Origin of the sequence: Shewanella marisflavi (assembly GCF_002215585.1) — a bacterium.
Lineage (GTDB): Bacteria > Pseudomonadota > Gammaproteobacteria > Enterobacterales > Shewanellaceae > Shewanella > Shewanella marisflavi.
This window is the reverse complement of record NZ_CP022272.1, coordinates 3,507,772-3,528,911: the sequence shown is the minus strand read 5'-3', so window position 1 is coordinate 3,528,911 and position 21,140 is coordinate 3,507,772. Positions and strand designations below refer to the sequence as shown.

23 protein-coding genes are annotated in these 21,140 nt (G+C 51.0%); 10 read left to right on the top strand and 13 right to left on the bottom strand.

Going from position 1 to position 21,140, the window contains the following annotated elements:
• Window positions 1-64: 64 nt before the first annotated feature.
• The 4 genes from rluA to CFF01_RS15570 form a co-directional block, all read right to left on the bottom strand.
• Complete coding sequence (rluA, locus tag CFF01_RS15585) at window positions 65-742, bottom strand: bifunctional tRNA pseudouridine(32) synthase/23S rRNA pseudouridine(746) synthase RluA (RefSeq protein ID WP_033537880.1); 678 nt, start codon at window positions 740-742, stop codon at window positions 65-67.
• Between the two features lie 116 nt (window positions 743-858).
• Window positions 859-1,146, bottom strand: a complete 288-nt coding sequence (locus CFF01_RS15580) for a hypothetical protein (protein ID WP_033537881.1) — start codon at window positions 1,144-1,146, stop codon at window positions 859-861.
• Window positions 1,147-1,171: 25 nt separating this feature from the next.
• A complete protein-coding gene (locus tag CFF01_RS15575) occupies window positions 1,172-1,702 on the bottom strand; it encodes a class I SAM-dependent methyltransferase (protein WP_088905407.1) in 531 nt (176 codons plus the stop codon).
• Window positions 1,677-2,093, bottom strand: a complete 417-nt coding sequence (locus CFF01_RS15570) for a hypothetical protein (protein ID WP_033538006.1) — start codon at window positions 2,091-2,093, stop codon at window positions 1,677-1,679. The genes CFF01_RS15575 and CFF01_RS15570 overlap by 26 nt, the downstream gene beginning before the upstream one ends.
• 221 nt (window positions 2,094-2,314) lie before the next feature.
• On the opposite strand from CFF01_RS15570, the gene CFF01_RS15565 reads away from it, so the two are divergent.
• Window positions 2,315-3,304, top strand: a complete 990-nt coding sequence (locus CFF01_RS15565; protein ID WP_088905406.1) for a 2-hydroxyacid dehydrogenase — start codon at window positions 2,315-2,317, stop codon at window positions 3,302-3,304.
• Window positions 3,305-3,384: 80 nt separating this feature from the next.
• Window positions 3,385-4,122 (top strand): dienelactone hydrolase family protein, encoded by a 738-nt coding sequence (locus CFF01_RS15560; RefSeq protein ID WP_088905405.1) that lies wholly within the window; start codon window positions 3,385-3,387, stop codon window positions 4,120-4,122.
• Between the two features lie 117 nt (window positions 4,123-4,239).
• On the opposite strand, the gene CFF01_RS15555 is transcribed toward CFF01_RS15560, so the two are convergent.
• Entirely contained in the window at window positions 4,240-5,208 is a 969-nt protein-coding gene (locus tag CFF01_RS15555; RefSeq protein WP_088905404.1) for a magnesium transporter CorA family protein, read from the bottom strand.
• Between the two features lie 16 nt (window positions 5,209-5,224).
• Window positions 5,225-5,770 carry a mechanosensitive ion channel domain-containing protein gene (locus CFF01_RS15550; protein ID WP_033537886.1) on the bottom strand — a complete coding sequence of 182 codons (546 nt, stop codon included), beginning with the start codon at window positions 5,768-5,770 and terminating at the stop codon, window positions 5,225-5,227.
• A gap of 256 nt (window positions 5,771-6,026) precedes the next feature.
• Here CFF01_RS15550 and CFF01_RS15545 point away from each other — a divergent pair, with 256 nt between their 5' ends.
• The 4 genes from CFF01_RS15545 to CFF01_RS15530 all read left to right on the top strand — a co-directional run bounded on the left by CFF01_RS15545 (window position 6,027) and on the right by CFF01_RS15530 (window position 10,553).
• Window positions 6,027-6,773 (top strand): spermidine synthase, encoded by a 747-nt coding sequence (locus CFF01_RS15545; protein WP_033537887.1) that lies wholly within the window; start codon window positions 6,027-6,029, stop codon window positions 6,771-6,773.
• Between the two features lie 195 nt (window positions 6,774-6,968).
• Window positions 6,969-7,538, top strand: coding sequence for an alkyl hydroperoxide reductase subunit C (gene ahpC / locus CFF01_RS15540; RefSeq protein WP_033537888.1), 570 nt, complete (start codon window positions 6,969-6,971; stop codon window positions 7,536-7,538).
• 171 nt (window positions 7,539-7,709) lie between these two features.
• Window positions 7,710-9,275 (top strand): alkyl hydroperoxide reductase subunit F, encoded by a 1,566-nt coding sequence (ahpF, locus tag CFF01_RS15535; RefSeq protein ID WP_088905403.1) that lies wholly within the window; start codon window positions 7,710-7,712, stop codon window positions 9,273-9,275.
• A 126-nt stretch (window positions 9,276-9,401) separates the two neighbouring features.
• The gene (locus CFF01_RS15530; RefSeq protein WP_088905402.1) at window positions 9,402-10,553 is read left to right on the top strand and encodes a GGDEF domain-containing protein; all 1,152 of its coding nucleotides are present in this window, start codon (window positions 9,402-9,404) and stop codon (window positions 10,551-10,553) included.
• Window positions 10,554-10,610: 57 nt separating this feature from the next.
• Here the strand turns inward: CFF01_RS15530 and CFF01_RS15525 are convergent, their stop codons facing one another.
• The 3 genes from CFF01_RS15525 to CFF01_RS15515 all read right to left on the bottom strand — a co-directional run bounded on the left by CFF01_RS15525 (window position 10,611) and on the right by CFF01_RS15515 (window position 12,989).
• Window positions 10,611-10,808 (bottom strand): cytoplasmic protein, encoded by a 198-nt coding sequence (locus tag CFF01_RS15525; protein WP_088905401.1) that lies wholly within the window; start codon window positions 10,806-10,808, stop codon window positions 10,611-10,613.
• Window positions 10,809-10,912: 104 nt separating this feature from the next.
• Window positions 10,913-12,334 carry a cytochrome C biosynthesis protein gene (locus tag CFF01_RS15520; RefSeq protein ID WP_088905400.1) on the bottom strand — a complete coding sequence of 474 codons (1,422 nt, stop codon included), beginning with the start codon at window positions 12,332-12,334 and terminating at the stop codon, window positions 10,913-10,915.
• 217 nt (window positions 12,335-12,551) lie between these two features.
• Window positions 12,552-12,989 (bottom strand): OmpA family protein, encoded by a 438-nt coding sequence (locus tag CFF01_RS15515; protein ID WP_033537892.1) that lies wholly within the window; start codon window positions 12,987-12,989, stop codon window positions 12,552-12,554.
• Window positions 12,990-13,311: 322 nt separating this feature from the next.
• Here CFF01_RS15515 and CFF01_RS15510 point away from each other — a divergent pair, with 322 nt between their 5' ends.
• The 4 genes from CFF01_RS15510 to chrA all read left to right on the top strand — a co-directional run bounded on the left by CFF01_RS15510 (window position 13,312) and on the right by chrA (window position 17,443).
• Complete coding sequence (locus CFF01_RS15510) at window positions 13,312-13,767, top strand: MarR family winged helix-turn-helix transcriptional regulator (RefSeq protein WP_269768262.1); 456 nt, start codon at window positions 13,312-13,314, stop codon at window positions 13,765-13,767.
• Between the two features lie 26 nt (window positions 13,768-13,793).
• Window positions 13,794-15,023, top strand: a complete 1,230-nt coding sequence (locus tag CFF01_RS15505; RefSeq protein ID WP_088905399.1) for a glycerol-3-phosphate dehydrogenase/oxidase — start codon at window positions 13,794-13,796, stop codon at window positions 15,021-15,023.
• Between the two features lie 42 nt (window positions 15,024-15,065).
• Complete coding sequence (rlmC, locus tag CFF01_RS15500) at window positions 15,066-16,202, top strand: 23S rRNA (uracil(747)-C(5))-methyltransferase RlmC (RefSeq protein WP_088905398.1); 1,137 nt, start codon at window positions 15,066-15,068, stop codon at window positions 16,200-16,202.
• A gap of 68 nt (window positions 16,203-16,270) precedes the next feature.
• A complete protein-coding gene (chrA, locus tag CFF01_RS15495; RefSeq protein WP_088905397.1) occupies window positions 16,271-17,443 on the top strand; it encodes a chromate efflux transporter in 1,173 nt (390 codons plus the stop codon).
• Here the strand turns inward: chrA and CFF01_RS15490 are convergent.
• Genes CFF01_RS15490 through CFF01_RS15475 form a run of 4 tightly spaced genes read right to left on the bottom strand, consistent with a single transcriptional unit; the run spans window position 17,436 to window position 20,566 of the window.
• Window positions 17,436-18,647: an ATP-binding protein gene (locus CFF01_RS15490; protein ID WP_088905396.1), complete on the bottom strand. Its 1,212-nt coding sequence runs from the start codon at window positions 18,645-18,647 to the stop codon at window positions 17,436-17,438. The two genes, chrA and CFF01_RS15490, sit on opposite strands and share 8 nt — an antisense overlap.
• The gene (locus CFF01_RS15485) at window positions 18,647-19,348 is read right to left on the bottom strand and encodes a response regulator transcription factor (RefSeq protein ID WP_088905395.1); all 702 of its coding nucleotides are present in this window, start codon (window positions 19,346-19,348) and stop codon (window positions 18,647-18,649) included. Before CFF01_RS15485 ends, CFF01_RS15490 begins: the two co-directional genes overlap by 1 nt.
• Window positions 19,345-19,740 (bottom strand): DUF3019 domain-containing protein, encoded by a 396-nt coding sequence (locus CFF01_RS15480; RefSeq protein ID WP_157705010.1) that lies wholly within the window; start codon window positions 19,738-19,740, stop codon window positions 19,345-19,347. Before CFF01_RS15480 ends, CFF01_RS15485 begins: the two co-directional genes overlap by 4 nt.
• Window positions 19,730-20,566, bottom strand: coding sequence for a MipA/OmpV family protein (locus CFF01_RS15475; RefSeq protein ID WP_232479455.1), 837 nt, complete (start codon window positions 20,564-20,566; stop codon window positions 19,730-19,732). The genes CFF01_RS15480 and CFF01_RS15475 overlap by 11 nt, the downstream gene beginning before the upstream one ends.
• Window positions 20,567-21,140 lie beyond the last annotated feature (574 nt).

The window sequence follows — 21,140 nt, the reverse complement described above, 5'->3', positions numbered from 1 at the left end:
AGCAAACTGCTAATTTTTTAGCGAGATGATTAAAGTTTTAGGTGTAAGCCAGTATGTCGTGGGCCTATTGTTGATCTGTGACCTGAGTAAAGGGGATCGGCGTGCTAAAGGTCATCGGCTGCTTGCTGTAGGGATGGGTCAGACTCAGCGATTGGGCGTGTAGCAACAAACGTGGTGCCAGACGCTTGGCCAGCGGATCGGCATAGAAGTTATCGCCCAGGATAGGATGACCTATGGCCATCATGTGCACACGTAGCTGGTGAGAGCGCCCGGTGATGGGGGTTAGCTTAACCAAGGTGGAGCGACGGGCTCGGCTAACCACCTCAAACAGTGTCTTAGAGGCCTTGCCCACTTGGTGGTCTACCTTTTGTTTAGGTCGATTGGGCCAATCGCAGATGAGAGGGTAATCGACGCTGCCTTGTTCGGGTTTTACATGACCGGCGACACGCGCATAGTAGATCTTATGGGTTTCCCTATCGCGAAACTGACGCTTGAGTTCCCGCTCGGCGCTGCGCCTTAATGCTACGACAATAATGCCTGACGTGGCCATATCGAGACGATGGACAATTTGAGCGTTAGGATGATCGCGTAAGACGCGGGTGTAGACGCTGTCATGGTAGGCAGGATCGCGCCCTGGCACAGAAAGGAGGCCTGAGGGCTTATTGACTACCATAATATCCTTATCTTCATGAAGGATCTCAAGCCAAGGCTCGGTAGGCGGCGCATACACAAAATCAGTCATAACATGTCTTGACGGCTAAAAGGGCTGCAAAGATACCGCTAAGAGGGCGCTTAATGCAAGTGTAGCGCCCTAAAACTGAGAGTCTATAAACGGGCTAACTGTGTAGAACATACCACTTAAAAACCGTGGCCATTGACATGCATGATGGCAAAGGTCCAGACCACGAAGGCCAGGCTTAGATGGATGAAGGCGTAGACGCCCTGATCAAGTCGCTCAATGCCTTTGGCCTGCCAGATCAGCTTGGCGTGCAATAAGATATTGAGAGGAAACAGCATAAAGAGTGGGTAGAAGGCGATGGCACTATCGTCGCCAAATAAGGCGCGCGATACTATCGACCAAAATACCATAAGGGCGGTAACTAATGGCGGTGCGGCGAGCTGGTACTGTTCGGGGTAGGGAAACATTAATCGTCCTTAACGCTTATAGATCCTAGTTAGCTGGTTTTCGGCCAATATATTGCGCCTTAAAGCAAGGCGTCTCTTCACAGCCTACATTACCTTCGAAAGTGTGCAAAGTCTCCCAGTTGGAAAAGCATTTTACTAACTCTGCCTCGTGCAACAAGAAATCAGGGTTTTTCGGTCTGCCTACCTCTGCCTGTTGAGTGATAAAGGTTTCGTAGATAATTAGCCCGCCGGGCTTGATGCTCTCTTTAATGGTCTCAAATAAGGGGCGGTGCAGATAGTTGAATACCAAGACAATGTTATATTGAGCTTTGGGAAGCTGCGCCTCGCCAGTTTCCAGGTCCTTGGTTTTGGCCTGACAGTGAGGCGGTAGTTTGGGGAGGCGGCTTACGTCTCTGTCGACAAAGCTCACATGAGCGCCTTGGGCGGCCAACCAGAGGCCATTACGGCCACTGCCGCAGGCCAGGTCGAGCACCTGGGGATGGGTCTCTAGCCCTAAAAGCTGACTATTTTGCGTCAGCAGCGGCGCGGCTTCAGCCTTTAATCTCTTTTCGTCCATCTAAGCGGCGTCCATGCAGTATTGAAAAATGTCTCAGACCCGCAGGGCCATGGGAGACGACCACCGACAGCAGCACTATGGCGATCAGCAGTTCAGGTTTATAGTTAGCCAAGGGAATAAACAGCGCCAGAAGGCCGAGTTTCACTAACGTGAGCACTCCTTTGAGTTGAATAAGCCAACGCCAATCTCTCACTACCTCCCAGAGCATTAGCAGGCTGCCGCTGCCCATGGCTAAGATCCAATAGTTGCACCACAGCGTTTTGTCGACACCCAACAAGATACCGCCGCCAGCGCCTGTTATGCCTAAAATATGCAGGGCGCGCAGACTGGTTTTACTCAGGCGTTGTAGCCAAAATTTTTTCTCGGAAATCGGCTTATGCTTATGACTCATAGGGCGAAAGGTCTGTGAAAATTTGCGCCAGCTTAGCAGGAAATGGCTATAAAACACATTGGCAGCTCACAAAGATAACCATTTCGTGATCCAGAAGGTGATTTATCTTTGTTAAGTCACATCTTTCCTTAGCTATAATGGAGCGATAACAGGTTGAGGCAATTTGTGATTACTAGGATGACAAGCCTTTACCCCATTTAGATCACTATTAGGTAGCCAAGATGAGAATAGGTTTTTTTAGTGCCAAGCACTATGACATGGAACATTTCAACCGCACCAACCAGGCCTTCGGCGCGCAGATAGAGTATTTTGATTACCGTCTGTGCATGCAGACGGCCAAACTGGCCTATGGCTTCGAGGTGATCTGCGCCTTCGTTAATGACTCTCTCTGTGAAGAGGTGTTGGTCGAGCTCGCTAAAAATGGCACTAAGATCATTGCGATGCGCTGCGCCGGTTTCAACAATGTCGATCTGGACGCTGCGACGCGTTTGGGGATCAGGGTAGTCAATGTGCCCGCTTATTCTCCGGAGTCGGTGGCCGAGCATACGGTGGCTCTGATGCTGACCCTAAACCGCAAGGTGCATAAGGCTTATCAACGTACCCGTGATGCCAACTTTTCCCTCGAAGGGCTGGTGGGCTTTAACATGCATGGCCGTACTGTAGGTGTGATAGGCACGGGTAAGATTGGGGTCGCCACCATCAAGATCCTGTTGGGATTTGGCTGCACAGTGGTAGCCTATGATCCTTACCCTAATCAGCTTGTGACAGATATGGGGATTGACTATCTGCCGCTGGACGAGCTGTACGCGGTTAGCGATATCATCAGCCTGCATTGCCCGCTGACCAAAGAGAATCACCATCTGCTCAACAAAGAAAGTTTTGAGAAGATGAAACCAGGAGTCATGGTGATCAACACCAGTCGTGGTGGCTTATTAAATGCGTTCGATGCCATGGAGGCGCTCAAGACGGGCCAGATAGGCTCTCTGGGACTGGATGTTTACGAAAACGAGAAAGAGCTATTCTTCGAGGATAAGTCGAACCAGATCATTCAGGATGACGTATTTAGGCGCCTGTCGGCCTGTCATAACGTGATCTTTACCGGTCACCAGGCTTTCTTAACAGAAGAGGCCCTGGGTGCTATCGCCCATACCAGTTTGACCAATGTGCGTCAGCTGCTCAATGGCGAAACCTGCCCTAATCAACTATCTTAAATCGTCAATCGGGTTTCACCTGACAAGCTTGGCTCAGGCTGATAACTTAAGGGTAAGTTTATTGGCCTGAGGGCAAGATTATGATGGTAAAACAGGAAGTTCACGACATAGACACGCCAACGGGCAAGATGCGCTGTTATCTCTATCGCCCCGACAGTGAAGGTCTCTTTTCGACGATTATCTTCTATTCGGAAATTTTCCAGCAAACAGCGCCCATTGCGCGGGCGGCCACCATGATGGCCGGTCATGGCTTTGTGGTGTTAGTGCCGGAAGTGTTTCACGAACTCAATCCCATAGGAACAGTGTTGGCCTATGACGATGAAGGTAAAGATAAAGGCAATCAGGATAAATTTACCAAGGCGCTGGAACATCACGATAGCGACACTCAGACGCTGGTGGACTTTGCCATGAGTCAGCCATTTTGTACCAATCAGGTGGGGGCTATGGGGGTCTGTATCGGTGGTCACTTAGCCTACCGCGCCGCAATCAATATCGATGTTGTCGCTGCGTTTTGTCTCTATCCTACAGATATTCATTCCAATACCTTGCCGGCCAATCCTGGGAACGACTCTTTGAGCCGCACCGGGGATATCGAGGCGGAGCTGGTGCTCGTCTTTGGTAAGCAGGATCCCCATGTGCCGAGTGAGGGGCGAAGACTCATTTATGACAAGCTCACCGAGACGGGGCGCAAGTTCACTTATCTTGAGGTCAATGCTCAGCATGCCTTTATGCGTGATGAGGGGGATAGATACGATCCCGCCCTGGCGCTGCAGATCTATCAACAGGCGGTCGCCTTTTTTCAGCGGACGCTGCGTTAATCGTACTGCTAGGGTAAAAGTTGGTTGAACTAAAAGGCGAACCTGAGGTTCGCCTTTTGTCTTTCTCTAAACACTCTGTTTTAAAAGCTGCGCTAAACGCTTGGCGCTAGCAGCTGACTAGAGCCATTTTCGGCGCCTAAACAGCCAGATCAACACGGCGGTGATGGTGAGCATCACGCCCCAGACGATAAAGTAGCCGTCTTTATATTTGAGCTCAGGAATATACTCGAAGTTCATGCCGTAGATCCCTGCAATAAAGGTCAGCGGTACAAAGATAGCTGTGATAATGGTCAATACCTTCATGATGTTATTGAGCCTATGGGCACTGATGGAGATATAACCGTCGATCAGATCGCTGGAAACCTGGTAGAAGAGATCCGCCAGGCTGGCCGCCCTATGCTGGTGCTCGCAGACATCGTTGATCTCGTGGTAGAGACTGTCGTCGAAGGGAACCGATGGGGCGCTGCGCAGGGTGTCAAACAGCTCCACGTGATAATGAAAGTTGCGTCTTAGGCGGGTGAGATCTGTCTTATACAGCACCACCTCGGCCAAGATCTTGTCATCTGCCGTGGTCAGCATCACTGTCTCCAGCTCCTCCAGGCGGCTTTCGAGATCGAACAAGATCTTATGGTAACGCTTAACCACATAGCGGCTGAGTTTCAGCGCCACGGCGCCGGTGTTTTGCAGCGACAGCTCACCCACCTCCAGTGCATTCATAGTACGTTCGATGGAGAGTGAGCGTTTGCTGTGACGGGTCACGATAAAACGTGGACCGACGAAGAGCGCCAACACTATGTTGTCACAGTTGATGGAGTCAGAGTCTGCCGATAGCCCCCTGAGCAGCATAAAGGTATGACCGTCAAAATCTTCCACCTTGGGGGGATGACGATCCCGGGAGGCATCCTGTAGCGCCAGCGGATGCAGGCCAAAATCCCGCTGCAAAGACTCGCTCAGCTGATCGTCTATCTCGCCGTCGATATTAAGCCAGAGTATGGTGTCTTCTCGCTGTTGCCAGCTAGCGATTTGCGAGGCATCACCTCTGGTGAGCGTATCGGTTTGCGGATCATAGTGTAATGTCGTGAGCATCTATGCCCCCTGTCGGTTAATCGCTTTGTACTTGAGTATGGTCTTTCTCTGGCGATTCGCTTAACGGTTTGGTCTGCGTCTGATTTAATTTCAATACCCCTTTTTGCAACATCAGGTTGTTGGGGTAGGTGATGGTGATGCCGTCACTGCGCTCGATCAGCACATGGAACAGGCTGATCTCGGCGATGATGCCTGTGACATCCTCATCCTTGTCGATGATCTTGATGCGGTCACCGATGCGATAGGGGAAGACGAAGAAGATTAAGACCCCAGCGGTGATGTTGCTTAAAATCGACCACTGGGCCACTAAGGCTACGCCCAGTACGGCAAATACCGAGGAGATAAACAGGGAGACCTGTTGATACTCAATGCCCAATGACACCACCCACAGACAGGCGATGATGATAAATAGCAGATAGGTAATATATTGAGTCACCAGCTTAGTGCGCTTAAAGGAGACCTGTTTGGATTCGGCCAGCTTGGCTACCCAGTTGGTCAGCAGGCGCTGGGCAAAAACAAATATGCCGATGTAGAGGCAGCTAATAAGCAGAGTTTGAGTCATGGTGTGTGAGAAATCAGCTAAAGATTTCAAACAAATACTATAAGAATTGCCCGATTGCAATGTGAACTTGAGCTTTAAAAAAACACGCCCCTTGGTGGGCAGTTGTGACGCTGTGAGTCGCCTTACTCAGTATTTAGTGCCAAAGGCCAGTGCGCGATAAGAGCTTTTGTACTTTGCTTGCTGTGCTGCGCAAGGATTTGCGGCATACTAGCGCCTTTATCGCGCCTGTCACTGTTGGCGCCCAGCGGAGAAGCAGATGTCAGATTTTACCACCCTATATTCCAGTGAGGATGCCTTTGGCCCACTATTGGTGATGGAAGATAGGGAGGTGCGGCTACTTTCCTTTGGTGACAACGATGAGCAGAGCAAATTATCCAAGTCTGCTCTGCATCTCCCTATGCATACCTATCTGCAGGCCATGTTATTGGTGCTGCTGTTTATCAAGCCCAAGCGGGTGATAATACTCGGTCTGGGGGGCGGGGGACTTATTCAGGCGCTGCGTCATTTCGATCGGGGGATCAATATTACCGCCGTTGAGCTGAGAGAGGCGGTGATCGACATTGCCAAACGCTTCTTCTGGCTACCCCTGGGCAAGAAACTTAACCTTGTTCATCAAGATGCCAATGCATTTCTGGCCGAAGGCAAGCACAAGAAGGCCGACGTTATCTTTGCCGATATCTATCATGCCGGAGGCGTGGATGAGCAGCAGCATAGTGAGGTATTTATTGCCAATGCCGCGGCGCTGCTCAAGGTCGATGGTTATCTGGTGCTTAACTGCTGGAAGGAGCACAGCCGCAATCAAGCCTTACTCGCCTTGCTCAAAGAACACTTTAGCGATGTGTACGCCTGTCTGACTGGTGGTGGCAATTGGGTTGTGATCGCCGGTAAACAAGCCAGGCAGATAAGCAGTAGTGGCCTAAAGAGCGAGGCGCAGCAGTTATCGCAGCGACTCGACTTTCCATTGGCCCGCAGCCTGACCCGTTTTGAACCCTGGGAGTCCTAATCCGTTTCATTTCCCTTCATCGGTTTTTATCACAACAATAAGTTCAATCTTAAAAACCGATTAGTATGATAGCTTTTATCCGTTATATTTAATTATCCAGTCTCGTTATTATCTTCACATCGACAAAGAACACGGGGTTAAGGCAAACGCCTCCCCCCACAAATTTACTGTTAATAACGAGCACTGGAGTAAACAATGACTCAATCTATCATCAATACCGAAATCAAGCCTTTCTCTGCCACTGCCTATCACAATGGCGATTTCGTCTCTGTGACAGAGCAAGACCTACTGGGTAAGTGGTCAGTAGTTTTCTTCTACCCTGCTGACTTCACCTTCGTCTGCCCAACAGAGTTAGGTGACATGGCTGACCATTACGAGAAGCTGCAATCAATGGGCGTTGAAGTGTACTCAGTGTCTACCGATACGCACTTTACCCACAAGGCATGGCACGACAGCTCAGACACCATCGGCAAGATCAACTACCCAATGATCGGTGACCCAACAGGTGTTATCTCGCGCAACTTTGGCGTGATGATTGAAGAGGAAGGTCTGGCACTACGTGGTACCTTCGTTATCAACCCAGAAGGTCAGATCAAGGTTGCCGAAATTCATGACCTAGGCATTGGTCGTAGCGCTTCTGAGCTGGTACGTAAGATTCAAGCGGCTCAGTATGTTGCCACACACGACGGCGAAGTTTGCCCAGCAGCATGGCAGCCAGGTGAAGATACACTAGCACCTTCATTGGACCTAGTAGGTAAGATCTAAGCATCACCTAAGGTCACTCGGGCCTCATCATTTCGAGTGACCTGGCGAAAGCCAAAGTAAATTTCATCATCATCTTTTTTATTGCCGGTTCATCTCCCCCTGCATTAGAGCCGGCAATTTTTCCCTAAGTTTTTGGCTCCCGTTGGGAGCCTCTTTTTCCTAGGAGTTATCATGTTAGATGCGAATGTAAAAAATCAGCTGACTACCTATCTGCAAAACCTCAAGCGCCCAGTTGAACTTGTCGTATCGGCAGATGAGCGTCCTAAAGCACAAGAATTAATGGCGTTGGCAAAAGATATTGCCTCGTTGTCGGATCTCGTATCGTTGACCGAATCAGAGGGTGTACGTACCCCGTCGATGACCATCACTAATGCCGATAGCGCGAGTCAGATCCACTTTGCCGGTTTGCCGATGGGCCATGAATTTACATCCTTGGTGCTGGCATTGCTGCACACGGGTGGCCATCCGATCAAGCTTGCGCCTGAAGTGATAGAGCAGATCCGTGACCTGCCAGGTGAATATCGCTTCGAGACTTATATATCGCTGAGCTGTCAAACCTGTCCCGAGGTGGTGCAGGCGCTTAATATGATGGCGGCAATCAACCCTAATATTCAAAACACCATGATAGATGGCGCCTTGTTCCAGGATGAAGTGAACGAGCGCAACATCATGGCGGTACCTTCTGTTTACCTTAATGGCGAGCCGTTTTCAGTGGGTGGGATCAGCGTTGTCGAGATCCTTAACAAGCTGGACGTTAATGCGGCCAGCCGCCAAGCGGAAAAGTTAAATCAGAAAGAGGCTTTCGACGTGTTAGTGGTCGGTGGTGGCCCGGCTGGCGCCTCGGCAGCGATCTATGCGGCGCGTAAGGGCTTAAGAACCGGTATCCTGGCGGACAAATTTGGCGGCCAGGTGGCCGAAACCGTAGGAATTGAAAACTTTATCTCGGTGAAAGCCACCGAAGGCCCAAAGTTAGTGGCTAATCTCGAATCTCATGTGCATGACTATGATGTCGATATCATGGATAACCAGCGTGCCTTAAGTCTCAAGTCCGGTGAGTTGTTTGAGATCCAAACCGAAAGTGGCGCACTACTGCGCAGCAAAACGGTACTTCTGGCCACAGGCGCTCGCTGGCGCGAGATGAATGTGCCGGGCGAGAAAGAATATCGCGGCAAAGGCGTCGCCTACTGCCCACACTGTGACGGCCCGCTGTTTAAGGGCAAGCGCGTCGCCGTGATTGGCGGTGGTAACTCGGGCATAGAGGCGGCCATCGATCTGGCCAATATCGTTGAGCATGTCACTGTGCTTGAGTTTGACAGCAAGCTGCGCGCCGATGACGTGTTACAACGCAAGGCAGCCTCTATGGGCAATATTGAGATAATCACCCAGGCCATGACGACGGAAGTGGTCGGCGATGGCAAGCGAGTGCAAGGACTGAACTATACCGATAGGGCAACAGGTGAAAGTCATCATATCGCCCTCGCCGGTATCTTCGTGCAGATTGGCTTGGTACCTAATGCCGAGTGGCTCAAGGGCACACTCGACTTGACCGAGCGGGGCGAGATCATGGTCGATGCCAAGGGTCAAACCTCACTGCCCGGCGTATTTGCCGCAGGTGATGTGACTAACTCTGCCTATAAGCAGATCATCATCGCCATGGGTAGCGGTGCAACCGCTTCGCTTGGCGCATTCGACTACCTGATCCGTCTGGGTGAGCCGGCAGACGCAGTCGCTGCTTAATGGCAAAGGCGAGTATAAATAGTAAACAGCCAGCGTAATGCTGGCTGTTTTTTTATTCGTCTTTATAATTACTTAAGCTGAGTGAGTGTGAATAGTGTCATAAAAGAGGGGCGAGCGCAGAGAAGGATGAATAGTAAGCCAAAAAGCTTTGACCAACTCCTAGTCCAGGAGACCCATATCTACCTTTGCCGTTCGGTAAAGTGGACCGCTTACCTGTCCGTATTTCTGCTGGTTGCCATTTTTTTTGCCACAGTGTTGCAAAAGCATCATCTGTTGAGTGTGCAGGACCTCTTGGTGTTGCAGATGCCTGCCTTGTGTATCGCCCTGTTTGGTCTGGCCGGCATTCTCTATCGTCAGCCTGAACGGCATCGCTTAGGATTGGTGCTGGCTTACTTGTTGGTGTTAGAGGTCGCCTGGATCTACTTTGTGGTGGGGCATTATTGGCTCACCAGCTCCTACAGCATATTAGGTGAATATACCTCTCTGGCTATTGTCGATTCAGTGGTGGATGTACTGGTGTTTACCTTTGCCATTTCACTGTTTCCGCTGCGTAACTGGTTACTGGTAAGCGTCATTCCGCTTTTATCGGTCAGTTTAGTGACTAGGATTATCGAGACTCCGGAAAACCCTATCTTTGCCGTGACCAAGTTTACCTGTCTCTTGGTGATCATAGTGACCGGGCAAAAAGTGTTGCAGGAGTGGTTTAGAAAGGCGATCTTGCGAGATGCGGAGAAGCAACAGCTATTGCAACAGTTTAAGCATATGGCACTGATTGATGGCCTGACTAATTTGAGTAATCGACGTCATTTCGATGAGGTGCTGGCGCTGGAGATAAAGGCCGCCAAACGCACTAAGGATCCCTTGAGCATGATTCTTCTGGATGTGGACTACTTTAAACGACTCAATGATAGTATTGGGCATCAGCAAGGGGATAAGTGTTTGATCCGTATAGCAGAGGTACTACACGGTATCGCCTCTCGTCCAAGGGATCTTGCCGCTCGTTATGGTGGTGAGGAGTTTGCGGTCATATTGCCCGATACCGATCTCGATGGCGCAAGCCATATTGCTGAGCAGATCCGCGCGGCGCTGAAGGCTGCTGAGATAGCTCATCCTGATTCAGATTTAGGTGCATTTGTGACAGTCTCTCAGGGCGTTAGCCTATGGCAGCCTGGCCTGAGTGCCCAGGATTTGACCGCCAGCGCCGATCAGCTGCTTTACCTCAGTAAGGCACAAGGACGGGATTGTTTCAGTGTGGGCGTGGCGAAGGCTGAAGAGTAGGCCATGCTGCGAGTATGAAAAAGCCCTCTAGATGAGGGCTTTTAAATTTTATGCTGATTAAGCTGTGGTATTAATATTGTGACCACTGTTTCCTACTGGCCCAGCACTCGGCGCCGAGTCAACTGCTTCAATCAGTTGTAGCGCAATCTCTCCCTCTGCTTGTTGCTGCTCTTTAGCGAGTTGTGCAACTTTTACCCCAATGCTTCCATTGCTTAGGTTAGGTTGTAGATTACTGGTACCAACTGTTATTGCCATGCTTACCGCCTTAAACTGGGTGAGAGTCTATAGTTAACCAATTTTACATAGGTTAACTATAGTGCTATCGGCGTCATTTTGGAAAACTTGAGCCATTATCTGCGCTACTGCTTCACCGTTTTGCGCTTGTCTATCTGTTTGCGAGTGATGCTGATAATAAAGGTCAGTACGATAGACGCTAGAATCAAGCCAACCGCGAGTACAGCATTTTGCAGTGCCGTCGGGTCGAGTGCCAACATGCCCCCAAGACCGATCATCATGATCCCTGACATGAGTTTCAGGGTTTGTCCCTCTTTTTCAGAGAGTTTGCGTTTACCTAAGGTGGCGCTAAAGGCGATCACTATGGCTGCTAACGGGATAACATAAACCACATTGTAGAAGGCCAGATAGAGGTAACGCTCATATGCTGGGAGCTCGTGCATTGACAGTACGCTGGTGTAGATCATTGGGAAGCCTGCGGTACACAGTAGCTCATAAGCGTTAGCCAATATCGCCAGTACAACAGTTCCCGCAATCATGGCAGCCATACTGCTGGCACTGGTGAGTTTACCCATGCGCTTAATGAGGCCTGTACGGTTTTCTGCCGACATGGACAGGCTCACTTCCCCTTTGGTAAAGAAGTAATCCTTGATGTTAATGGTGCCGGCAATCAGTGCCAGAATACCTGCCCCGAGAATGATCAGGCCACCATCGCTGCCAGCGCCCAATAATTCAAAGATGTTGAGCCAGGCAATCATAAACAGGAAGTAGATAAAACCTGAGAAGAATACAAAGATGCCCCCAACTATCAACATGCGGGTGCGACTCTTGGCGTTAACCATAATAGAGAGTAAAAACAGCAGCACGAAGAAGGCGCATGGGTTAAAGGCGTCAACGCCAGCCAGTACTACGGTGAGCACAGGTAAGGAAAGCTGCTCTGGTGCGACGACGCCGATCAGCGGCAGCTCAATGGGCTGTACCTTAGTAACAGGTGCAGCCTCGGGATTTTCACCTAAACCTATGTCACAGGTGCCGGGGTCGCTGCTGGCACTACAGGTGGCAAATAAGGGTTCTCCTTGGCCTGAGGACTCACCAGCATGGGGTTGGGTATCATCTGCTTGCACAACACCGCCTAAGGCTCGGTAGCAGGCCTTGAGCTGTGACAAGATAAATTGTCCGGTTACTGCCTCACTGCTATAGCCCACAGTGGCTTGCTCACAGGCGGCGATATAGGGGACTGAACGCGCTGCCACTTTGGTTTTTTCGGCGATGCTCTGCCATTTTTTCTGGGTGCCCGCTTGAGAAACCATGTGTGATTCAAGCTCTATCCAGGGATACTTCTCTGGAAGGCTGTCGATAAAGGGATGAGCCTCGGCGCAGTGTGGACAGGTCTTAGACCAGAAAAAATAGAGTTTAATCTTAAGCTGACCGTCGGCGTTGACATAATGCCAAGTGGCATTTTCAGATACTGAATTATCTGCTGCCTGTGTGAAACTGGGTAATGCGCTGGAGAGTAGCAGAAAACAAAACATCAGGGCTCTAAACATAATCCCTCCCGGGGCTGGTTTGCCAAAAGACGATGACAAAGGCGTTCTAGGGATAGTGTACTGCGCGCCAACGACGAGGCTAAGTTTATGTTTCAGATTTGCAACATAAATCTTGAAATATACTGGAAATGTTAACTTGCGCGGATTTTTATGTGTGCGGCCAGCGCCGCCCGGCAGTTAAGTGCACAGGCGACGAGTTTTAAAATCGCTGATGGGTTTACTTAAGCAGATTGCGACTGGGGGCGACAGCGCTGGCAATGGCTGTCTCACCACTTTCTTGCTGACACCAATGCATACTCAGCGTTCGGGTATCTTCCTGGCTTGCGGTTAGTAGTTTGGTGACCACAGGCTGGTGGTAGTCTGACTTCGTCAGGAAGTTTTTCACTCGCTCAATACGGCGATTGGCGAGCCAGAGATTATATTCCCTGATCTTTTTGTCTGTTTCGCCCTTGTAGAGCGGGAATTCCAGTAGCAGATAGCCCGTATCAGCCTGGGTCTTTTCGATCAGCTGTTGTAGTTGTTTGGCATATTGGCTGTCGAAATATGAGCTGTTTTTGTCAAAAGGGATATCGCCCAAACTGATGTTTTGTGGGCAGCGTGCATGGACCTGTGCCGCAAAGAGAATTGACAAGATCACTAGCAGTTGTCGCTTCATAGTGAACACCTCCAATGTGTTTTTTAGTGTATAGAGCTAAATAATGCTGGGAATTTAGGGGATTGTCGCTGGAAAAGCAACCGTATTCACAGGTGGGTTTTAGGCTTTATGTCGATGAGTTTGAGTATTTAACCTAGCGCCAGTATTTAGTCGGTTTGCATCTAGATGGTTTTGCTAAGTTATTTGCTTAAGTCTATGTAAAATTGACGGATTATTGACTATTTACGCATCAAAAAAATTTATTGATAAATTTTCACTTTAGTCGGTTCATGGCGTAAACTTGGCAAAAGTTGTGTGCAATTTAATAATGGTAGCCTTACCCATGAGCCAAGATACTCAGCCTAACCCGTTGGCACTCGAAAACCAGGTTTGTTTCTCACTATACAGCGCCGCCAATGCCATGGTACGTGCCTATCGTCCCCTATTGGAGGCGTTGGATTTGACCTATTCGCAATACTTGGCGATGTTGGTGTTATGGGAACACCCAGGGATCAGCGTTAAGACCTTAGGTGAGCAGTTACACCTGGATTCTGGCACCCTGACACCCTTGCTCAAACGGCTGGAAACTAAAGGGTTAGTCACCCGTGGCCGCAGTGATACCGATGAGCGAGTGCGAGTGCTACAACTAACTGATGAGGGCAGGGCGTTGCAACAAGAGGCTAAGTCGGTTCCACTACAGATGCGTTGCAAGCTGGGGGGGGAACCCGAGGAGTTTGCCGAGCTTAAGCGCTTATGTGATAAGGCCTATGAGTATCTGCAACGGGCGAGCCAAGGTTAAAGGTTAATTAAACCAAAGGAAGCGCTATGCAAGCAGTGGATTTAGTCGTGATTGGCGGCGGTATTACCGGGATTGGGATCGCCCAATGTGCCCAGGCCGCTGGTTACTCTGTGGTGCTGCTTGAAAAAGATGGGCTGGGTGAGAAGACCTCGTCGAACTCCAGCAAACTGATCCATGGTGGCCTGCGCTATCTTGAGTCGGGTCAGGTGAGTTTGGTGCGCGAATCGCTTGCCGAGCGCAAGGCGCTACTGACCTTAGCCCCCGAGCTGGTAAAGCCAGTACCCTTCTATATTCCTATCTATAGTGACAGTCGGCGCGGTCCCTTGGCCATTCGCGCCGGGCTAAGCCTCTACGCCCTGCTCAGTGAGTTTGACCCCTTGGGGCAGTTCAAGTCGATACCCGCTAACCAGTGGGGTCAGCTCGCCGGACTCAAACTGAAAGGGCTTAGGGCCGTGTTTCGCTATTGGGATGCTCAGACAGATGATGCCAGCCTGACCCTGGCGGTGGCCGAAAGCGCCCGGGCACTTGGCGCTCAGCTGCTGACCCAAGTAGAGCTTAAGCAGATAGAGCACAGGCCAGATTCTTGTATCGTGAGCTATGAAACGGGCGGTGAAATGCAATGGCTTAGCAGTCGCTGTGTTATCAATGCCACAGGCCCCTGGGTCAATCAGACCCTGGGGCAGGTGGTCCCTAAGATCCAGGCTTCACCGGTTGAGCTGGTGCAAGGCAGTCATCTGGTGCTGGATATTCCCGCGCCGAGTGGCATCTTCTACCTGGAGTCAATCTACGATAAGCGCGTGGTGTTCGTTATGCCTTGGCAGGGAAAGACCATGCTAGGGACTACCGAAACCCCTATCGATGCCGTCGACGCAGCGGGTGTGACCCATGCAGAAGAGGCTTACCTGCTGGGGATCTATCGTCACTATTTTCCGCTGTCTGAAAGCCAAGGGCCTCTTGGCGATCGGATCATAGGCCGTTATTGCGGCGTGAGGGTGTTGCCAAAGCAGTCGGGAGAGGCGTTCGATCTGCCCAGAGACACCATGATGGTGTCTAGCGAGACACATCCGAATTTGTTGACTGTCTATGGCGGCAAGCTCACCACCTTCAGGCATACGGCCAAGGAGGCCGTAGCCTGGGTGAAAACGCGCCGCGGGGTTAAGCCGGTGCGGGCCGATGTCGACAGTTTAAGGCTGACACCTGTGCAAGCGACCCAGAGTACACCTGACAATGGTGATTTTTCTCCTCAAAAAGGCTAAAGTAAGGCGCCTTTTTTAAGCCTAGCTGCGAGCAAAATATCTGTGAAGTGTGCCTATTTCGATGCCAATCAATGCCTTTCCTGCCGTCATCTCAAGACGCCCCTGAACGAACAGGTGGCCGCGAAATCGGCGACGCTCGAGGCACTGCTAAAAGATCTGCCGGTAGAGCAGTGGCTGCCTCCTGTGGTGGGGCCTGAGTCAGGCTTTCGTAATAAGGCCAAGATGGTGGTTTTAGGCGCCGCCCATCAACCCCTATTGGGGCTGGTGAGCCCTAGCGGTGAGGCGGTGAGCCTGTGTGACTGTAGCCTGTATCCTCAAGATATGCAGCAACTGCTGCATCGGCTGGAACGCTTTGTACGCCAGGCGGGGATCCCGCCCTATCGCGTAGATAAGGCCAAGGGCGAGCTGAAGTTTATTCTGCTGACCCGCAGCCAGGTGCGCGGAGAATATATGCTGCGCTTCGTAATGCGCTCCGAGCAGGCGATTCCCCGTATCGAGCGCGAACTGCCAGCACTTTTGGCGGAGCATCCTGAGATCAAGGTGGTGTCGGTTAATTTGCAGCCCGTGCACATGGCTATCTTGGAAGGGGAGGAGGAGATCTTTCTGACCCAAGCCACACGTCTCGAGGAAGTGTTTAATCAGGTGCCCCTCTATATTCGCCCAAAAAGTTTCTTTCAGACCCATCCCGAGGTGGCGGCCAAGCTCTACCAAAGTGCCCGTGAATGGACGCGGGAGTTGGCGCCAAAATCGATTTGGGATCTCTTCTGTGGAGTGGGGGGCTTTGGTTTGCACTGCGCCTCTAAGGACGTCGCCCTTACCGGTATTGAGATAGAGGCTGAAGCCATTGCCTGCGCCAAGATGTCCGCCGAGACGCTGGGCTTGACCAATGTGCGCTTCACCGCGCTCGATTCCACCACCTTCGCCAGCGACAGTCGCGGTGAAGAGAAACCGGATCTTATTATCGTCAACCCACCCAGACGGGGAATTGGCGAGGCGCTGTGCCATTCGCTCAGTGAATTTGCGCCCCAGGCGATTCTCTATTCAAGCTGTAACCCCAAGACACTGGCCAAAGATCTGCGCGCCATTACAGGGTATCGAGTGACTAAGGTGCAGCTGTTTGACATGTTCCCCCATACGGATCACTTTGAAGTGCTGGTGATGTTGCAGCGTCAAGCCTAACGCTTGTCATCGGCGCGTCATTTTGCTGTCATAATCTAGTCTCATCAACCTAGGATGAGGAGGTTAGCTTGGGAGCGGTTTTCAAACAGTTTCTGCTGTTAGGTCTGGTCTGTTTTGGCGGGCCTGCGGCCCATATCGGTTATTTTAAGCGACGTTTTGTCGATGAGCTTAAGTGGCTCGATGCAAAGCGCTTTGGGGCTATTGTCGCCTTGAGCCAGGTGATCCCTGGGCCTGGATCAAGCCAGGTGGGATTTGCCATTGGCCATCACAGGGCTGGCATTACCGGTGCCATCGCGGCCTTTGCTGGCTTTACCTTACCCTCATTTATACTCCTTTATCTGCTGGCGGTGGCGAGCCTTGGCTGGCTGGAGACCAGCTGGTTTCAGGGACTGATCCACGGCCTTAAGCTGCTCGCTGTGGTGGTGGTCGCCGATGCCGTGTTGGGAATGTTTAGCCAGTTTTGTCGCCAAGGGCTGACTCGATTGCTGATGTTGTGCGCCGCCATAGTGACGCTGCTGCTGGGCGGCTTGGCCAGTCAACTGGCGATTTTGCTGATGGCTGCCGGTATTGGCGGCTATTATTTGTCCCCTACTGCCCTGGAAAGTATGCCCGATGAACCCCTGCAGTCCCTGAGGCTGAAACCTATACCACTTGCGCTGTTTTTGCTGCTTTTTGGCGTCGCCTTGTGGTGGATAGGAGCGGGCGGTGGGCTAACCCAAGTGTTTGCGCAGTTTTATCAGGCAGGCGCCTTGGTATTTGGTGGCGGCCATGTAGTGCTGCCGCTACTTGAAAGCAGTGTTGGTCAGCAGCTAAGCAGTGAACGTTTTCTTACTGGCTATGCGCTGGCTCAGGCGGTACCCGGGCCCATGTTCACCCTGGCCGCATTTCTCGGGGCCGAGTCTTGGTCAGACGCGCCGCTGTTAGGCGCCATAGTGGCAACCATGGCGATCTTTTTGCCCGGTTTTTTACTGCAGCTGTCAGTGCTTAGCAGTTGGCAGGCCTTGATGGCCAGGCCAAAATTTCGCGGCGCCATTATGGGGCTGAATGCCGCCGTGGTGGGCTTGCTGCTGGCGGCGCTGATCTCGCCGGTGATCACCTCTGCCATAGCTTCTGCACTGGATCTTCTGTGGGTGTTAGTGGGAGGCTATCTGTTGCGGCGTTATCGCCCCAGCATCTTGTGGCTCTTATTAGGCTATGGCCTGCTGGGGGTCGTGCTTGGCGTGACGAGCGGTGTTAATTAACCGCTTGATTGCGCCATTGAATGGTAAGGCAGGCGCCGCCCAAATGGCTGGCTTGGGCGACCTCTAGTCGTCCCTGATGCCAGATGGCTATCTTGCGGGCAATGTATAGCCCCAGGCCATAACCCGAGCCGTCTGATTGTTCCTTATCCCGGGCAAAGGCAGCCAGTAGCTGCTTGCCTTTGCCTTCGAAGCCCGGGCCATCATCTTCGACACGGATCTGGCAGTTGCCTTGGTCACAGTAAAAACTCACCTCGATGCGGCTTTGGGCGAAGCGAAGGGCATTCATGATCAGGTTTTGGGTGGCAATGGTCATGGAGTTGGGGTCGAGGCACACCTGGTTGTCATCACCATCGAAATCGATCGCTATCTTGTGCTGGTAGATAGCAAATTTCTCCTCCAGCTGCTTGAGGAACTGTTTCGGCGTCACCCAACTCTTCTTCAGCTGGTTTTCCCTATGTTCTAACTTGGCAAAGGAGAGATAGTTGCTGGCCAGCTGCTCTATCTCATCGATATCGGCGTTAAGTCGCTGCCAATACTTGTCATCCAGTTGCGCCTTACTCAGTTGCAGGGCAAAGCGCATACGTGCCAGCGGGGTCCTGACCTCGTGGGAGATGGTGCGCGACAGCTCCTTATGCATCTGCAAAAAGTCGACAATCTGTACCGTGACCTCGTTAAATACCTTGGCCAGTGGATAAATGGCCGAGCGTTTGCTGATGATCTGCTCCATCTTTCTCGGGTTAGCACCGAAGTCGACAGCCGATTGCTGCAGGCGAGAGAGATCCCGAAACAGCGGCCAGATCAGCAGTAGGGCGAGAGAGCCTAGGCTTGCATAGAGGGCAAAAATAATCAGCTCGGTGGGCATGGGGTGGTTAAGTGGCTTCACTACGGGGCCAAAGGCGATAATCTCATTTTTATCAGCTGCTTGGCGGTAGTAGTAGGTTTCGCCGCCACTGAGAGTAAGGGCGATGGTTTCACCCTGGCCCAGCTTGTCGCTAAGATCGCTTGGCAAGGCCAGCTCATCGGCTGGCAGGCGGCGGATCAGGACACTCGCATCTTTGTCGCTCAAACCACGAAACACACTGTCGACATCTATCTGGTAAGACTCTACCTGCTGCATGGCGCTGTGGATCTCGCTGAAGGACCAGATGATCAGCGCACTGCTTAATATCAGTAGCGCATAGAGACGGTAGAATTGATATTTCATTAGCGAACCGACGTCTGCGGCAGATAGTTAAACAGATAACCTTGGCCATGGACCGTCTTGATGGTGAGCCCGGCAATCTGGTAGCTGTCTATCTTCTTTCTCAGACGACTGATTTTAAGATCTATTGCTCTATCCAGGCCGTCGTAGGGACGCCCTACATATTGTTCAAACAGAAATTCGCGGCTGAGCACCTTGCCCGGATGTTGGGCGAAGATCCACAAGAGATCAAATTCTTGAGTGGTTACCTTCTGCGCCTTACCGGCAATCGACAGCTGCTGGTGGGTGTGATCTATGGTGAAGTCATGCAGTGTGATGGCTTCAGACTTTGCCTCACCAGGCATTTTTCTCAGGTTAGCCTTTATGCGTGCCACCAAGAGCTCTGGATTGACCGGCTTGACAATATAGTCGCTGGCGCCAAGTTCCAGGCCTTTTATCTGGTCGTGCTGACCATCGAGGGCGGTCATAAAGATGATCACGCATTGATAGCGCTCTTGTAGCTCGGCAAACAGACTAAAGCCGTCGGTATCCGGCAGCATGATATCGCAGATGATGAGATCGAACCTTTGATCGGCAGGCAACTTGGCGACCGCTTGGGCCGATTCGCTATGGGTCAGGTCGAAGCCTTGCTGTGTCAGGTAGAGCAGGGTGAGTTCGGCCAAATCCAGATCATCTTCGATCAGCAGTATCTTAGGTTTGGTCATAACAAGTTCCAGTTAAGTCCTCGCCGTTTACGGGTGTTAACGGGTTGATAAGTCGCGAGTTTGATAGTCACTTCGTCGAGTATTTTGTCGTTAAGGGTCTTAATCAAAACCTGGGTATCCTGGGTGAGGGTCAGCTCGAGCAGGTGATCCACATCCAAGCTGTCGAAGCACTGTTCGGGCGCGTTGCGCAGGGCTATCCAGATACAGGTTTGTTCAAGGGCATCGAGTCGATAGCTGATCTTAAGCGTCATATGACAGGGGCTACCAGCCTCAATGACGGCACAGGTCTTAGGTTTGACATTGACCTGTGTGGTGTTGCCATAGGAGTAAAAGCTGGCGACCAAGGACAGTAGCAGCAGGTATTTCATCAGGCTGACGGCGTTAGAAGGCATAGCTGACTCCAACGAATCCCGATAGGTATCCATCCTTTTCTACCATAAGGTTTTTGGTGATCTCATCTCCTAACCAAGTGTAGGTGATTATCGCGACGAAGTTGACATCTTGCCAGAGAGGCAGATTGAGCACGCCGCTGGTATGGTAATTAATCGCGGCCGATTGAGGTTGAGGAACACGGCTTCGGCCCAGTTCAGATTGGGTAAAGTGATAGTAATAGCTGATCAGCTTGCTGCTTTTACGGATCGCACCGACCTCAAATCCCAGGGCGCCCCACGAAAATGCCGCGTTCTTTTTTACCTTAAAATGCACTTCGCTGCCTTGGTGCACACCACTGACATCGTGAAAATAACCTAGGGTAATGTCGGCGTAGGGAGTGAGCCAGCTAGTGCTCAGGCCGCCGAGATAGGAGATGTTGCGCTCAATTTCTACCTCAGGGATCTCTGGACCAAACAGCGGCTGTTTATTGGGTTTGAAACCGAGTATGTCGCTAAGAAAGACCTTGTTCCAGCCATCCAGTTCGAAGAAGAAGCCGTCTTCGTTGAGACGTGTTTGCAGATCCACCAAGAAGCGCTCTGACTCATAAAGGCTATAGCCTAAGGTGAAGTTTTCGATATAGAAGCGTTCATCATAATAGGACCAGCTAGGTAGTACATAAGTGATGATATCGTCGGATTTCGCTCTGGGGTTCTCGATTCCGCCATAGCCTGCGGCGAGGGTGAAGTGAAATTCGCCCGTGGTAATATCATCTATCTGGTCATCGGCCCTGGCTTCGAACAGGATAAACCCTGATAAGAAAATAAGACCCGACAAAAGGTACTTCATGGTCTTCACCCACATCCTAAAACAGAAGAGTAGAATCTAAAACGATCCTAGGTTAAAAGTCTGTAAAAATATTAACAAGTGTACAAAATGCTACATGCATTGCCATGCTATTTCGAGTAGGGCACGGGCGGTTTTTGTGTCCCCGTTGGCCTGGCTGAACCTAGTACCATAGGGGGCTTTGCTGAGCTTTTACCGCCATGAATAGATCTGAATAATCATGCCTTGTCAGTTTATACAAGGTACTGAGCCATCGTCGCCATTAGTCCTGAAGTTTCGCTATTGACAGACTGTGCGTAGCAATTTTTCCATGGCTTCCACCTCAATATGTAGCCGTTTTGTTGTATTTAAGCCATGAGGCTAGTCTAGTTGGGTTTTAGCTTATTCGCCTGTTTTTAATCAATTTATATTGATTTTGTAAAGCGCTTAAACGTAGGTGTATGTCCCCTTTCTTAACTAAATTCACTCTGTGTTAACTATATGTTTGCTTTTTAACAAAACTACAAAATGCTACACCAAAGCAGTCTCCCTTTGTTTCGGCAACATGATTATATGTCATTTCGCTGGTGAATATATA